This is a genomic window from Ligilactobacillus equi DSM 15833 = JCM 10991 (assembly GCF_000615765.1).
GTDB classification, from domain to species: Bacteria; Bacillota; Bacilli; order Lactobacillales; family Lactobacillaceae; genus Ligilactobacillus; species Ligilactobacillus equi.
The window spans coordinates 1-15,206 of record NZ_BAMI01000049.1 but is presented as its reverse complement, the minus strand read 5'-3'; the positions used below and the strand labels follow the sequence as shown (position 1 = coordinate 15,206).

10 protein-coding genes and 1 pseudogene are annotated in these 15,206 nt (G+C 39.6%); 8 read left to right on the top strand and 3 right to left on the bottom strand.

Translation table 11 applies throughout. From position 1 onward, the window contains the following. Positions 1–271: 271 nt before the first annotated feature. Both JCM10991_RS16615 and JCM10991_RS16610 read right to left on the bottom strand, forming a co-directional pair. Positions 272–772: an Mbeg1-like protein gene (locus tag JCM10991_RS16615; RefSeq protein ID WP_500778186.1), complete on the bottom strand. Its 501-nt coding sequence runs from the start codon at positions 770–772 to the stop codon at positions 272–274. Positions 773–780: 8 nt separating this feature from the next. After that, positions 781–1,317, bottom strand: a complete 537-nt coding sequence (locus JCM10991_RS16610; protein ID WP_025021269.1) for an Mbeg1-like protein — start codon at positions 1,315–1,317, stop codon at positions 781–783. A 444-nt stretch (positions 1,318–1,761) separates the two neighbouring features. Between JCM10991_RS16610 and JCM10991_RS09215 the strand changes: the two genes are divergently transcribed. From JCM10991_RS09215 to ndk, 3 genes are all read left to right on the top strand, one after another. Continuing rightward, positions 1,762–2,919: a hypothetical protein gene (locus tag JCM10991_RS09215; protein WP_155889627.1), complete on the top strand. Its 1,158-nt coding sequence runs from the start codon at positions 1,762–1,764 to the stop codon at positions 2,917–2,919. Between the two features lie 132 nt (positions 2,920–3,051). Further along, positions 3,052–4,989, top strand: a complete 1,938-nt coding sequence (locus JCM10991_RS09210; RefSeq protein ID WP_025021267.1) for a sugar MFS transporter — start codon at positions 3,052–3,054, stop codon at positions 4,987–4,989. 79 nt (positions 4,990–5,068) lie between these two features. After that, a complete protein-coding gene (gene ndk / locus JCM10991_RS09205; protein WP_023858648.1) occupies positions 5,069–5,488 on the top strand; it encodes a nucleoside-diphosphate kinase in 420 nt (139 codons plus the stop codon). A 73-nt stretch (positions 5,489–5,561) separates the two neighbouring features. On the opposite strand, the gene JCM10991_RS13560 is transcribed toward ndk, so the two are convergent. Then, positions 5,562–6,524, bottom strand: a complete 963-nt coding sequence (locus JCM10991_RS13560) for a LacI family DNA-binding transcriptional regulator (RefSeq protein WP_439645939.1) — start codon at positions 6,522–6,524, stop codon at positions 5,562–5,564. 150 nt (positions 6,525–6,674) lie between these two features. Here JCM10991_RS13560 and JCM10991_RS16445 point away from each other — a divergent pair. From JCM10991_RS16445 to galT, 5 genes and pseudogenes are all read left to right on the top strand, one after another. Continuing rightward, a pseudogene (locus JCM10991_RS16445) lies at positions 6,675–7,470 on the top strand (glycoside hydrolase family 36 N-terminal domain-containing protein); the annotation flags it as partial. A gap of 126 nt (positions 7,471–7,596) precedes the next feature. After that, positions 7,597–8,868, top strand: a complete 1,272-nt coding sequence (locus JCM10991_RS16440; protein WP_369384722.1) for an alpha-galactosidase — start codon at positions 7,597–7,599, stop codon at positions 8,866–8,868. A gap of 12 nt (positions 8,869–8,880) precedes the next feature. Further along, the gene (gene lacZ, locus JCM10991_RS09190) at positions 8,881–11,892 is read left to right on the top strand and encodes a beta-galactosidase, LacZ type (protein ID WP_025021266.1); all 3,012 of its coding nucleotides are present in this window, start codon (positions 8,881–8,883) and stop codon (positions 11,890–11,892) included. 174 nt (positions 11,893–12,066) lie between these two features. Next, entirely contained in the window at positions 12,067–13,230 is a 1,164-nt protein-coding gene (locus JCM10991_RS09185) for a galactokinase (RefSeq protein ID WP_025021265.1), read from the top strand. 24 nt (positions 13,231–13,254) lie between these two features. Further along, a complete protein-coding gene (galT, locus tag JCM10991_RS09180; RefSeq protein ID WP_023858643.1) occupies positions 13,255–14,733 on the top strand; it encodes a UDP-glucose--hexose-1-phosphate uridylyltransferase in 1,479 nt (492 codons plus the stop codon). The last annotated feature ends 473 nt before the right edge of the window (positions 14,734–15,206 follow it).

Below are 15,206 nucleotides of genomic sequence, written 5' to 3'. Positions count from 1 at the left end.
TAAAATTTGAATTAAATAACGTTACTGACTGATATGTTGGTAATAAAGGGTGTTGTCAACCACCCAAACGTAGCCACATCAATGTAGGAGATTAGGCTTGCCTAACCGTTTGAACTACTGACACGCAAGTGTCGTGAGTTACAAGCCCCCGAACTTGTTCGGGGGTAGTTGACGATGAGACACTCAACATTTTGGGAAGTAATAGCTCTAAATATTAGCAAAAACTTAAACCGTTAGAAATTACTCTTTTTAAAAGAATTTCTAACGGTTTTTAGTGTTGCTTTCTTTTCGTTATAACGGTTTTATATGCAGTATAGAGTTCTTGTAAATATTGTTCCCATACTTGTCGTTCTTGCCGATTGCTTGCCAGAACAGCTGCGATAAAAAGCAAAATATTTTGGGGAGATAATACTTGGTTTTGCTCTTTTTGCTTAGTAATTTGGTAAAGTAAGTTGAGCGCTTTGGCGCGTAGTTTAGGATCACTATGTTTTACGAATTCTTGTAATGTTTCTTGGCTTAACTGTGATAGTGAGCTAGTTTGAGGATTGGTCTGAAAATTAGTTCCCGTAACTTTCCAGGTTAAGAGATTATGTTGAAAAACACCAATAGCACTAGATTTAACGACAGTAAATTCACTGGTATCATTTTCAAGCATAATTCCGAACAAGCTATCTTGTGGAATATATTTATGCAGTTGGTTTTTAAGTCGTTGGTGAGCCCGTTGTTCCTTTTGAGATAGTTGCAAGAAGCCGGGACCATCAAAATTGTAAATTTCAATAATTAGCCTTGATGGAAGGCGGGAGCATTTAAGGCAGTGTAAAAAGCTAAATTTCCTCCTTTAGAGTGCCCTCCAAGGTAATAATGTCCAGGATAAGCGTGGATAATTTTTTGAAAATATTTAAGAGCGCTGATTTGGGAAGGAATTTCAATTTTAAAAGAGAGGTTAAGACTTTCTTTCCAACCTGTAAAAGTAGGAGTGGTTCCTTGATAAGCAATAAAGTAAGTATCAGTACTTATTCTAAAGATAAGAGCCTTGAATTGAATTTCTTCGTCTGGATTAAAATCTTGCTGTAAGGCGCACCAAGATACTTTACAGAAGCGAGGGCTCTTTCCTAAAGCCAAGAGAAAATCTACATACTCTTTTTTATTAAGTGACTGCTTTCCATTTTTGATAAGTTTAGCAACTTGTTCAAAATTTGGGGCAACCGTGAGGTCGAGATAAGTTGCTTGACATAAAATCAATGCATCAATGGGATTGAGTGGCTTTTGATTAAAAGTTTGGGGGGTATTTTTTATATAATCGAGAATACTAGCCATAAAATCACCTCTTAATTTTATTATAGTATAGCAAGGTTTATGCTAAAGCAAACTTTTAACGCAATTTTTGTAATAATTATGTAATATGGGCAGTGGAATAAGTACTAGCGCTATTTAAAGCGCTCGCCTTTATATTTTTACATAAATATATAAATGAAAAATGTTAAAGTTTTGTAAATTGAAATATACATATAATGCTGTATAATATTTTTTGTGATTTATAGATGTTATATAGAATTAGATGTTTATACAACTCCCCCTAGCAATAGGATTTAAATTGACAATTTATAAGGTATAGTCTTGTTTTAGGAGTAAATAATGAGTAAGCGTAAAATAAATTTTATTTTATTAGTATTTTTAGGGATAGTATTAGTGTTATTTTTGGGTAGTAAAAGTTCTTTAGCCGAGGAACTTTGGGGCATTTTTGATAAAAAGGAAGCAAATATGAGCCAGATTAACCAAAACTTAAAGTCGATAGATGAACAGCTGGATAATATTATTGTTAAGTTAGCAAGAAAACAAGCGGAATTGACACAATCTAAGACAGAATTCCAAGCCCTATCTGAAACATTAACTCGTTTAGACATGTCTAATTTGAATACGCAAAGACTAACGGAATTAGCTGGAAATTCTGAAGATAATCGCGTGAGAAATATTGCACGGAAGTTGCTTCAATTATTAAAGCAAAATAATACCTTGGAAAAAGTATTAGACAAGAATGATGTTAAAATTTTGGAAGAATTGACAAAGTCCGATGATGTTACTGTCAAACAAGTAGCGAATCAAACTTTACAAATGCGTAAATTATCAATGATAGTTACTAAAATTAGTAATGGCAACTATGATGATGCTAAAGATGGCGGAGAATTAACGGACTTAGTTTATAATCGTACAGGTAATGTTGATTCTTCTATTCAAGAATTTGCTAAAAAAGTTACCATGTTTGGTCAATTAAAGGAACTAGAAAATATTAGTAATGAAATTCAAGCTAGTAAATCAATTGACATCAGCCGTTTAGAGGCCTTAGCTGACAATACGAATGGTCAGGTTGACAGTTCAATTCAAAGAGCTGCTAAAATGGTTATTATGTTTTATGAGTTAAAGGAATTAGAAACAGTAGCTCATGAAATGCAAAATGGTGGTCAAATAGATGCAACTCAATTAGCTCAATTATCTCAATTAGCTAATAATAGTAACGGAAGAGTAGATAGTTCACTTCAGGAAATTGCTAAAGCATTACAACAAATTAATAATGATAGACAGTATTTGAGAAAATTACAGGTTATTGCTGAAAATGTAAGCAAGAATGGCACGTTAAGCTCTGAGGATAGAGGAGAGTTGAATAGTCTAGTTACTGCTTATGATGCATCAAAAGAAGTAAAGGATACTGCGAGTGCATTGTTAAAAACAGTTGGTACTCTGGATAAGAAGCAAGCAACTATTGAAAGTCAAAAAAGTGAAATTTCTAAAGCAAATAGTGCAGTTTCTGACGTAAATACCAAGTTAAGTAGCTTACAAGCTAAGGTATCTAGTGTTAGTACGGCAGCTGAAAATTCGGAAACAACAGCTAGTGTAGCCCAAAGTCAAGTTAATAATGAGTAATCGTCGCCTCGGAGTAATCCGAGGCTTTTTGTTTTTAGGAAAATTTAGTAAAATTAACTGAAAAGGGTTGCAAAAGTTTATGAAATCGTTTACTATTATCACGTAAACAAATTTAGTAAAGGAGCTAACGCTATGACAAATAAGCAATCTGCTCAATCTGGAGGATGGACCTCTAGACTAGCATATACCTTTGGGGCTTTTGGGAATGACGTTTTCTACGCCGCTCTATCAACTTACCTGATTAACTTTATTACTTCGCACTTATTCGATACTGGAGACAAGGCCTTGAATAACCGCTTAGTTTCTGCGGTTACCATCATTATCATGGCTTTGCGGATTTTGGAATTATTAATTGACCCCTTTATTGGAAACGCTATCGACCGGACCAAGACTCGCTGGGGGCACTTCCGACCATGGGTTGTAGTTGGGGGGACGATTTCATCCATTACGATGTTAGTTCTCTTCTCTAATATGGGAGGCTTAACTAAGACTCACCCATACCTATACTTAGTAATTTTTGCTTTCTTATACATTACGATGGACATTTTCTACTCCTTTAAGGATGTTGGTTTCTGGTCTATGCTTCCAGCCTTGTCATTTGACTCGCGGGAACGTGAAAAGACTGCCACTTTTGCCCGGGTGGGTTCTGCCATTGGTGGTTCCTTAGTTGGGGTGGTTGTGATGCCATTAGTACTCTTCTTCTCCTTACAATCTAATGGGGGAACTGGGGACGACCGTGGTTGGTTCTGGTTTGGTTTCATCGTCGCTGCTGTGGCCTTCATCTCAGCTTTAGCCGTTGGGTTTGGGACACGCGAAGTTGAAAATGACTTACGTGAAAATAAGGAAGATACGGCTGGGGTTTCTGCCGTTTTAAAGATGTTAGTTAAAAATGACCAATTGATGTGGGTGGCTATTGCTTACCTCTTCTATGGAGTAGGGATTAACTTGGTTAACGCCTTGGAACTTTACTACTTCCAATACATCATGGGTTACGCTAAAGGCTTTACCATTTTACAAACAATCAACATGTTTGTTGGGGTCGTTTCTGTCTTTGCCTTTCCTGTTTTAGCTAACAAGTTAAATCGTAAGCCACTCTTCATGTGGTGCTTAACTTTAATGTTAGCCGGGATTGCTTTATTCTCTGTTGCTGGTAGCAATTTAGCCTTAGTTTTAATTGCTGCTGAAATGTTCTATATTCCACAACCGGTTGTCTTTTTGATTGTGTTGATGATTATCACGGACTCTGTGGAATACGGGCAATGGAAGTTAGGTCACCGGGATGAATCTTTAGCCTTATCTGTGCGTCCTTTAGTCGATAAGTTCGGTGGGGCTGTTTCTAACGGGGTTGTTGGTCAAGTGGCTGTTTTAGCCGGGATGACCACTGGCGCTACGGCTGCAACTATTACCGCTAGCCAAGTTACAACTTTTAAAATCATGATGTTCGCCATTCCAGCCGTCTTTATCGTAATTGGAATGTTTACTTTCTGGAAGAAGATTACCTTAACGGAAGAAGTTCACGCCCAAATCGTGGAAGAACTTGAAAAGACTTGGGGTAAAGATTATGTGGCTGACGCTGAAACCAGTGTCGACCAACTGGCTTCTGAAATTCACGTGGAATCACCAATTGCCGGAAAATTGATGAGCTTAGACCAAGTTAGTGATCCAGCCTTTGCGACTGGTACTTTAGGCCAAGGCTTTGCAATTAAGCCTAGTGATGGTCGTGTGTACGCACCGTTTGATGCTACTGTGCGGCAAGTTTTCACCACTCGTCATGCTGTTGGTTTAGTTTCTGACGACGGGGTGGTACTCTTGATTCACATCGGGATCGGGACGGTAGCCTTGAAGGGAACAGGTTTTGTTTCCTACGTTACTGAAGGCCAAAAGGTTACACGTGGGACTGAGTTGATTGAATTCTGGGATCCAACGATTAAAAAGGCCGGTCTTGATGATACAGTTATTGTAACGGTAACTAATTCCGAAAACTTTGAAAATATTGACTTAAGCGTGGCTGCAGGCACGATGGTGGAAGCTCATCAAGATGTCTTACGTTTAAATCCGAGAGAAAAATAAGCTAGAAAAATCGTCCTAGTAAAAGGGCGATTTTTTCTATAGGTCGTGGTAAAATGAAAGCGAAGAAAGGGGCGGTAATATGGCCGAACAAACTTTAGTTTTGATTAAGCCAGATGGTGTGATGGAACATCACATTGGTGACATCATTAAACGGATTGAAGAAAAGGGGCTACGAATTGTAGCTATGAAGATGGTTAAGGCTGACGATGCTTTGTTACGACAACACTATCCTGATTTAGTGGATAAGCCATTCTTCCCTGAAATTGTGGACTACATGGAAAGTGGTCCGATTGTAGCTATGGTAGTGGAAAGTCCTCAAGTTATTGACTGGATGCACCGTCTAGCAGGTAAAACAAATCCAAATGAAGCTGATTTTGGAACGATTCGGGGAGATTATGGTCACGAGTGGGATGATGGTATCATGCGTAATGTCGTCCATACTTCTGACAGTGTGGCTAGCGCCCAAAGAGAGATTAAACTCTGGTTTCCAGAATTCTAAGACAATATAAAAGGCCTGTCCTAAGTTTAAGGACAGGCCTTTTAAGGCTAGTTGCGACTACTTTCGCGAATATTTAATTTAGTTCCGAGTTGAATGAGACGAGAATATCATGTTGATAGTTGAGTAAGTCTACGGCCGTTATCCCCATGTCTTCCGTGTAAACTTTTACGGAAGATAATGGTGGGAAGACATTTTTGGCAATTACTGTATCGTTAAAAGAAACCAATTTGACTCTTTCTGGTACTGCAATATCGGCTTCTTGAAGAGCTTTTAAAGCGCCAATTGCCAGCGGATCATTAGCAATGAAGAAGGCGTGGGGGAGTTGCTCACCTAATTCTTTGATAGCTTGCTTCATAAGTTGGTAGCCGGAATCAGTGGTAAATTTGCCGACGTAAACATAACGGGGATTATATAAATTAAGGTCTTCTAAGTGATTTTTGAAGGTTCGGAAACGTGGGTCAATCAAACTGGTATGGTGATCAGCGGTGGTTTCCTCACCGGCTAACATACCGATGTGGTGATGATTATTTTGGATGAAATAGTCCAGGACTCCTCTAACTGACGTACCAAAATCTGGACAAACACAACTGTAGCCTGCACTTAGAGTGTTACTATCGACGAAGACAATTTTAGGGGTAATTTTTCCTAATTGCTTGATTTGTGGCTGAGAAAATTTCCCAATCGCAATCAATCCATCTACGCCTTTAAGATCATCGAAGCTTTGATCATTAAAATGACGTACAATTTGGAAGCCTAATTCTTGTGCTCGTTTCTCAATGCCTAAGCGAATAGAGTAGTAGTAAAGATCATCTAGCTCTTCTCTTTGACTATACCACTGCACAATTCCAATCGTTTGAGTTGTGATTTTAGCTTTGGTATTGCGCTTTTTTTTAGTGTAGTCGAGTTCTTGAGCCACGGTAAGAATTTTTTGGCGTGTTGTGTCGCTGACGGCCATGGATTCATCATTATTTAGAACACGTGAAACCGTGGCAGCTGAAACCCCTGATTTTTCAGCGATATCTTTGATAGTGGTCATAGTATACCCCTTTCAATTTAGAATAATTTACTCTAGTTTAGCACATAATAGCCAAAAAATCTTTATTTAGTAAATATAGTTGAATTTTTCAGTAAATTAAAGTAAAATCAGAGATGTAAATAAAACGTTTTCAAAAAGGAGCGTGTACTTATGACATTAATCGAATTTAATGAAACCCAAGGTATTTTCCACCTGCATAACTCAAAAATTTCTTATTTAATTTCTGTCGAAGAAGGAGGGCTTTTGAGTCACCTTTATTTCGGAAAAAAAGTCAAGGATTATCATGGTCAGATGCGCTATCCCCGTGTTGATCGCGGCTTTTCCGGAAATTTACCGGGGACCTTTGACCGGACTTACTCTCCTGATACTTTACCACGGGAGTTCAGTTCTGCCGGAGAAATGGACTATCGTACCCCCGCGGCTTGTACGGCAAGAAAATGGGGCCAATGCCTTAGCCTTACGCTATAAGAGTTACCAAATTAGCGCTGGTAAACCAAGTCTCCCTGGTCTCCCAGCTACTTTTGTTCAAAATGACAATGAAGCGCAAACTTTAACTATCACTTTAGCTGATGAAGTTACCGGAATTGAAGTTGATTTACTTTATACAATTTTTGCCAATCAAGCTGTAATTGCGCGCTCCAGTAAGTTACGTAATGAAAGTGATCAAACTATTTACGTTGAAAAATTAGCTTCCTTGGAAATGGATTTTGTTGACAAAGATTTCGATGTAATCTGTCTGCCAGGAGCTCACGCTAATGAGCGTCATTTAGAAAGAGGGGCGGTTAACTTTGGTAAGCAAAGTTTTGCTAGTTTACGGGGGTCCTCGAGCCACCACATGAATCCTTTCATTGCTTTGGTGGACAAAAAGACTGATGAATTCCAAGGAGAAGCGTACGGTTTTGCTTTGGTTTACTCGGGGAATCATAATTTTGAAGTGGAAAAAGACCAATTAGCGCAAGTCCGACTTGTAGCCGGAATTAATGACTTTAATTTTTCCTGGAAGCTAGTGGCTGGCGAAAGTTTCCAAGCACCAGAAATTTTGCTAGCTTACTCTGATACCGGGCTGAACCAAATGAGTCAAGCTTTCCACAAGACTATTCATAATAATTTGGTACGTTCCAAGTTCAAAAATGAAGAACGGCCAATTTTAGTTAATAATTGGGAAGCAACTTACTTCGATTACGACGAAGAAAAATTAAAACCAATTGTGGACGAAGCCAAGGATATGGGCATTGAAATGTTTGTTTTGGATGATGGCTGGTTTGGTCACCGCGACGATGATAATTCGAGTCTCGGCGATTGGAAAGTTTACCAAAAGAAATTTCCGCAAGGCATCGGCCACTTCGCTGATTATGTTCATGCTCAAGGTTTGAAATTTGGTTTATGGGTTGAACCAGAAATGGTTTCTTTTGATTCGGACTTATACCAGCAACATCCTGACTACCTTATGCAAGTTCCAGGTCGCGCGCCTAGCCCTTCCCGAAACCAATATCTCTTAGATATGGGACGAGAAGAAGTACGGCAAAATATCTATGATCAATTAGTCAAGGTTTTTAAAGAAGCTAAGGTTGACTACATTAAATGGGATATGAATCGGAATATGTCTGACGTTTTTGCCAGTGATTTACCAAGTGATCAACAAGGTCAAGTTTATCACCGCTATATCTTAGGAGTTTACAAATTAATGGAAGACTTAACTGCTGAATTTCCAAATATCTTATTTGAAGGTTGTTCTGGTGGTGGTGGTCGCTTTGACGCTGGTTGGGCTTACTATATGCCACAAATTTGGGCCAGTGATAACACAGACGCGATTGCTCGTCAAACTATTCAATATGGTACGAGCTTAGTTTACCCAGTTTCTATGACTACAGCTCATGTCTCCGCTATTCCAAATCACCAAACCGGGCGTAAGACGCCATTTGATACTCGGGGAGCGATTGCGATGAGTGGGGTTTTCGGTTATGAATTAGATTTGACCAAGATGAGTCAAGCTGATAAAGATCAAGTCAAGGTTCAAGTTAAGCAATATCAAGCGATTCGTTCGTTGGTGCAATTTGGGGACTTCTACCGCTTGAAATCACCAAGTGAAGGTAACCAAACGGCTTGGAACTTTGTTTCTGCTGATAAAAAAGAAGCGGTGCTTGTAACTGCGCAAGTCTTGGCCTATGCTCAACCATATTTGACCAAAACTAAGTTAGCTGGTTTGGACCCAGATAAATACTATCAAGACCAAGAAACTAAGGTAATTTACGGTGGGGATGAATTGATGAATCTCGGATTTTATGACCCGGTAGTTCACGAAGACTATACCGCTAAGATGTATCACTTTAAAGCAATTGATTAAGAGGTAAAAAATATGGAGACAAGAGCAAATTTAGCTTGGTTGCAAGACCCGGAAGTTTTTGGAGTGAACCGCCTGCCAGCTCACTCTGATCACAAATACTATCGCAATGAGTCACAATATCAACAAGGTCAAAATGATCTTAAGCAATCTTTAAATGGGACCTGGCGTTTTCAATATTCTAAAAATGCCAATTTACGACCTAAAGATTTTTATCAAATTGACTTTGATACCAGTGCTTTTGACAGTATTCAAGTTCCCGGTCACTGGCAAACGCAAGGCTTTGACCAAATGCACTATACTAATACAGCTTACCCCTGGGATGGTCAAGATGAATTACGACCTCCAATGGTTAACATGCAAGCTAACCCGGTGGGGTCTTATCGCAAGACTTTCGACTTGGATGAAGCTTTGGTGGGTAAGACCATCCACCTTTCCTTTCAGGGAGTCGAAACAGCCTTTTATGTTTGGGTAAATGGGCAATTTGTAGGTTATGGCGAAGATGCCTTTACACCTAGCGAATTTGATGTGAGCCAAGTTTTACATGCTGGGCAAAATATCATTGCGGTAGAAGTTTACAAACATTCTTCTGCGTCTTGGATTGAAGATCAAGATTTTTGGCGTTTCTCTGGAATTTTTCGAGATGTTTATCTTACTGCTTTACCTGAGGCTCATGTCAATGATTTGAAAGTTGGTCAAGATTTGAGTGCAGATTTCAAGGACGGTTTATTAGATGTTGAAGCTACCTTGGTGGGGAATTTAACAGATTTAAAAGTGGTAGCCCAATTATTAGACTCCAAGAGTAAGGTTATTTGGTCAGAAACCACCGTGGCCGGTGAAGTAGTGACTTTAGGTGACAAAATTAAGGGAGTTTCGGCTTGGAGTGCCGAAGCACCTTATCTCTATACTTTGGAAATTCGTTTAATGAGGGCTAACCAAGTTGTTGAAATTGTTAGTCAAAAGGTAGGGTTCCGTCACTTTGAATTAAGCGATGGGCTGATGAAATTAAATGGTAAGCGAATTATTTTCAAAGGGATTAATCGTCATGAATTTGACCCCTACAAGGGGCGAGCAATTAGCGAAAAGGAAATGTTGTGGGATATCAAATTCATGAAGCAACACAACATTAACGCTGTACGGACGTCTCACTATCCGAACCAAAGTCGCTGGTATGAACTATGTGATGAGTATGGTTTGTATATGATTGATGAAACTAATTTGGAAAGTCATGGTTCCTGGCAAAAACTTGGTCAGGTGGAACCTTCCTGGAATGTGCCAGGGAGTTTTCCAGAATGGAAGGCTAATGTCTTGGATCGGGCTAATAGTATGTATCAAAGGGATAAAAATCACCCTGCTATTTTAATCTGGTCTTGTGGGAATGAGTCCTATGCCGGTGAAGATATTTTGGCTATGACAGAATTTTTCCACCAAGTGGATGCTAGTCGAATTGTTCACTATGAAGGGGTCTTTTGGAATCGCGATTTTGAACAAATTTCTGATATGGAAAGTCGGATGTATGCAAAACCAGCAGAAATCGCTGCTTACCTAGATACGAAGCCAGCTAAACCATACATTTCTTGCGAATATATGCACGCTATGGGGAACTCCCTGGGTGGGATGAGTCTTTATACAGATTTAGAAGAGCAATATGATCAATACCAAGGGGGCTTCATTTGGGACTTTATCGATCAAGCAGTTTATAAGAAAGATAATTATGGGCAAACAGTTTTGGCCTATGGAGGGGACTTTGATGATCGGCAAAGTGATTATGAATTCTCCGGTGATGGGGTGGTCTTTGCCAACCGGACGGCGACGCCCAAGGCGCAAGAAATGAAACAACTTTACGCTAATGTCAAAATTAAGGTGGCGAATCAAGTAGTGACTGTGCGTAATCAAAATCTCTTTGTTTCCACGGGTATGACTTACTTTGTGGCTCATATAAAACGAGATGGACATGAAATTTGGTCCAAGCGTTTTGATTGGGATGTGGCTGCTGGCAAATCTGAAAGTTTTGGTGATGTTTTCCCAATCCAAAGTATAGCAGGGGAATATACTTATGAAGTAACCCAACACCTTAAAAACGATACCTTATGGGCCAAGAATGGGTATGAATTAACATTTGGTCAAGAAGTTCAAACTATTGCGACTAAAACTATCAAGCCAAGTGGTAAGCTGACTGTTGTGCATGGCGACGTCAATATCGGGGTTAAGGGGGACAACTTCCACGTACTCTTATCTTTAGCTGAAGGAGGCCTGTCTTCTTACCGTTATGAAGGTCGCGAATATATCACACGGACGCCCAAGACATCTTTCTGGCGGGCGCTGACCGACAATGACCGGGGGGTTAAACACGGCTTTGACCGTGGCTTGTGGCTCGGAGCGGGTCTCTACCAAAAGCATGTTGACGCTAAAGTCGAAGAAGCTACGGACCGAGTAACCGTAACTTTCACTCACCAATTAGCCTTACCGGGTGAAATTTTACACACGGTAGCTTACACTGTTTACCCCGATGGGCGTGTGGCTGTTCACCTGACTTACCCGGGTTACCTCGGTTTACCATCCTTACCGGCCTATGGTTATGACTTGAAGCTGAAGGAACAATATCATAAGGTACGTTACTATGGTAATGGCCCGGCTGAAAATTACCGTGACCGCAAAGTGGGAGCACGGTTGGGAATCTTTGAAATGACGGCTCAGGACAATTTAACGCCATACTTAGTACCCCAAGAAGCCGGTAACCGGACTGACGTACGCTGGCTTGAAGTTAGTGATGAGAGCGGGCATGGTTTACGAATCAGTGGTCAAAACCAAGTTTTTGAAGCAAGTGTCCTGCCACATAGTGAATACGAATTGGAAAATGCTATGCACCAAGAAGAATTGGCTAAACCTCACTTTACTTGGGTGCGGATCTTAGCTGGTCAAATGGGAGTTGGAGGCGATGATTCCTGGGGGGCGCCTGTCCACCAAGAATATTGGTTGCCAGCTGACCAAGCATTAGAATTAACCTTTACTATTCAAGGAATATAAAAAGCTGAAAGGCCAAGGTTGGGCAACAACCTTGGTTTTTTAGTAAAAAAATTTATTCTATAGTAAAAATTCAGTAAATAACACTTGAAAATTTACTAATGAACAGGTAAAATGTAAATGTAATCAAAAATAAACCGCTTACTTTTATATAAAATAGAATTGAGGTCAGAAATTATGGAAAAAACCGAATTGCAAAATGCTTTTAAAGAAGTCTTTGGTACAGAAGCTGAAAAAACTTTCTTCTCACCTGGACGAATTAATTTAATTGGGGAACACACCGATTACAACGGGGGACACGTATTCCCATGTGCCATCACTTTAGGTACATATGGGGCTGCTTCTAAGCGTGATGACAAGAAGTTACGTTTCTTTTCCGCCAACTTTGCTGACGCAGGTGTTATCGAAGTAGATTTAGAAGACCTACATTACGACAAAGCTGATAGTTGGACCAACTATCCTAAAGGGATGATTCATTTCTTAAAAGAAGCTGGGTACAAGATTGATGCCGGAATGGATGTCTACGTTAACGGTAACATTCCTAATGGTTCTGGTTTGTCATCATCGGCTTCCTTGGAATTATTGATGGGGGTTATCGCTCAAGAATTATTTGAACTGGATGTAGACCGTTTAGATCTTGTTAAGATTGGGATGCAAACGGAAAATGAATTTATCGGGGTTAACTCCGGAATTATGGACCAATTCGCTGTAGGAATGGGGAAGGCAAACCGAGCAATTCTCTTAGATACAAACACTTTAGAATACGAATTAGTACCATTAGATTTGAAAGACAATGTAATCGTCATTATGAATACGAACAAGCGTCGGGAATTGGCTGATTCTAAATACAACGAACGTCGCAGTGAATGTGAAATGGCTGTAGCAGAGTTAAATACAAAATTAGATATTAAGACTTTAGGTGAATTAGATCAACAAACTTATGATGAATACAGTTACTTGATTGCTGATGAAAACCGTATTAAGCGTGCTCGTCACGCTGTTTGGGAAAATCAACGTACTATGCAAGCCCAAGCAGCCTTAGAAGCTGGGGACTTAGAAAAGTTCGGGCGTCTAGTGAATGCCTCCCATGTTTCCTTGGAACACGACTATGAAGTAACTGGTTTGGAATTGGATACTTTAGCTCATCAAGCTTGGCAACAAGCTGGGGTCTTGGGTGCCCGTATGACCGGGGCCGGCTTCGGTGGCTGTGGTATTGCAATTGTTAATAAAGACCAAGTCGAGGTCTTCAAGGAAAATGTTGGCAAAGCTTACGAAGAAATCGTAGGTTACGCTCCATCATTCTACATTGCAGAAATTGCTGATGGTACCAAGGTACTTTAATTAAGTAAGAAGAGGGATCGGGATATGACAGGATTATTGGATCAATTTACTAAAAAAGTAATAGAAAATAGCTCATACACACAATTAGACGAAAACTATCTCAAAAATCGTTTCATGGCGTTAGTGGGTGAAGATGGCGCTAACCGCCAAGTAGCGGACCTGCCTTTGATTGACTTGAAAGACCAATTAGTTCAAGTAGCTTTAGCTAATGGAATGGTTGGTGAAACTTTAAATGAACAAGATAATTTAGGGGCTCAATTGATGGATTACATTACGCCTGCACCTAGTCAAGTTAACCAAAAGTTTTGGGACGACTATCAAGTAAGCCCTCAACTAGCTCTGAAAAACTTTTATAATCTTAGCAAGGCTAATGACTATGTTAAAGTTAAGGCTATTGCGAAAAATATCTATTATACAGTTGATACTGAATATGGTCCTTTGGAAATTACCATTAACCTGTCTAAACCTGAAAAAGATCCTAAGGCAATTGCCGCTGCTAAAAAGATGAAGCAAAGTAGTTACCCTATGTGCCAATTATGCATGGAAAATGAAGGCTATCAAGGACGGGTGAACTATCCCGCTCGGGCTAACCACCGCATTATTCGCTTTGAAATGCAAGACCACACTTGGGGTTTCCAATACTCACCATATGCTTACTTCAACGAACATGCTATTTTCTTGGATAGTGTGCACCAACCAATGGTAATTAATCACGATACTTTTGCCCAATTATTGGACATCGTGGATACTTTTGAAGGTTACTTTGCGGGAAGTAACGCCGATTTACCAATTGTTGGGGGCTCTATTTTAACTCATGAGCACTATCAAGGGGGACGTCATGTCTTTGCGATGGAAAAAGCGCCGGTGGAACAAATGCTCAATTTTGCGGGTTTTGATGATGTTCAGGCTGGAATCGTAAAATGGCCAATGTCAGTCATCCGGCTCAACAGCGCCAATAAAGGAAGTCTCTTGGCATTAGCGGGTAAGATTTTAGATACTTGGCAAGATTACAGCGATGAAAGTGTGCAAGTTTTAGCCCAATCAAATGGCGAATTACACCACACCATCACGCCAATTGCCCGTAAGAAAGATGGTAACTTTGAATTAGATCTTGTATTACGTGATAATCAAACTTCAGAACAATACCCTGATGGAATTTACCACCCACACCAAGATGTACAACACATCAAGAAAGAGAACATTGGTTTGATTGAAGTTATGGGCTTGGCAATCTTGCCACCACGTTTGAAAGATGAGTTAGTAGAAGTCCAAAATTACTTATTGGGTCAGGACAATGCCCTCGCTGCTTACCACCAAGATTGGGCCGACGAACTAAGGACCAAATATGCCGGGAAAGTAACGCCGGCAAATGTGGAAACCATTGTCAAAAAAGAAGTTGGTTTAGTTTTTGCTCGCGTTTTACAAGATGCTGGCGTCTTCAAAGACACCCCAACGGGTCGCCAAGCCTTTGTACGCTTTGCGCAAACTGTTGGTTTAGTCTAAATCTTATCGCTTATGATAGAAATAGAAGCTCAAAACAGATCGTAATACGGTCTGTTTTTTGGCTATATTAGGAAAAAGTTTGGCATTAAAAATAATTTTTTTATTGAGAAGAATCGCTTTCAAAATTTGAATGCGAGGTAAAAAAAGAATAATCAGAAGTGGTGAGTTAATAAAAGAAGGTGTATTTCCGAACAAATAATTTTTTAAATAAGTAAAAATTGATAGCTGGCTAAAATTTTTTTCTGAAAAAGACTTGACCTAATAGGGGATTCACGTTAAGATAGTAAACGTCGCTTGGGAGCACTAAGTTTGATAAATGAATTGTTTTGGTAGATTCCGAGTGATTTGTTAAATTAATATCGTGTTTCCAAGATATTTAAAAATTTAGATTCGATTTTGAAAATATTTTTTAAATTCTTGTTGACAATTAATTCGTTAAGAGTTATGATATAGAAGTTGTCGCAAGACAGCGA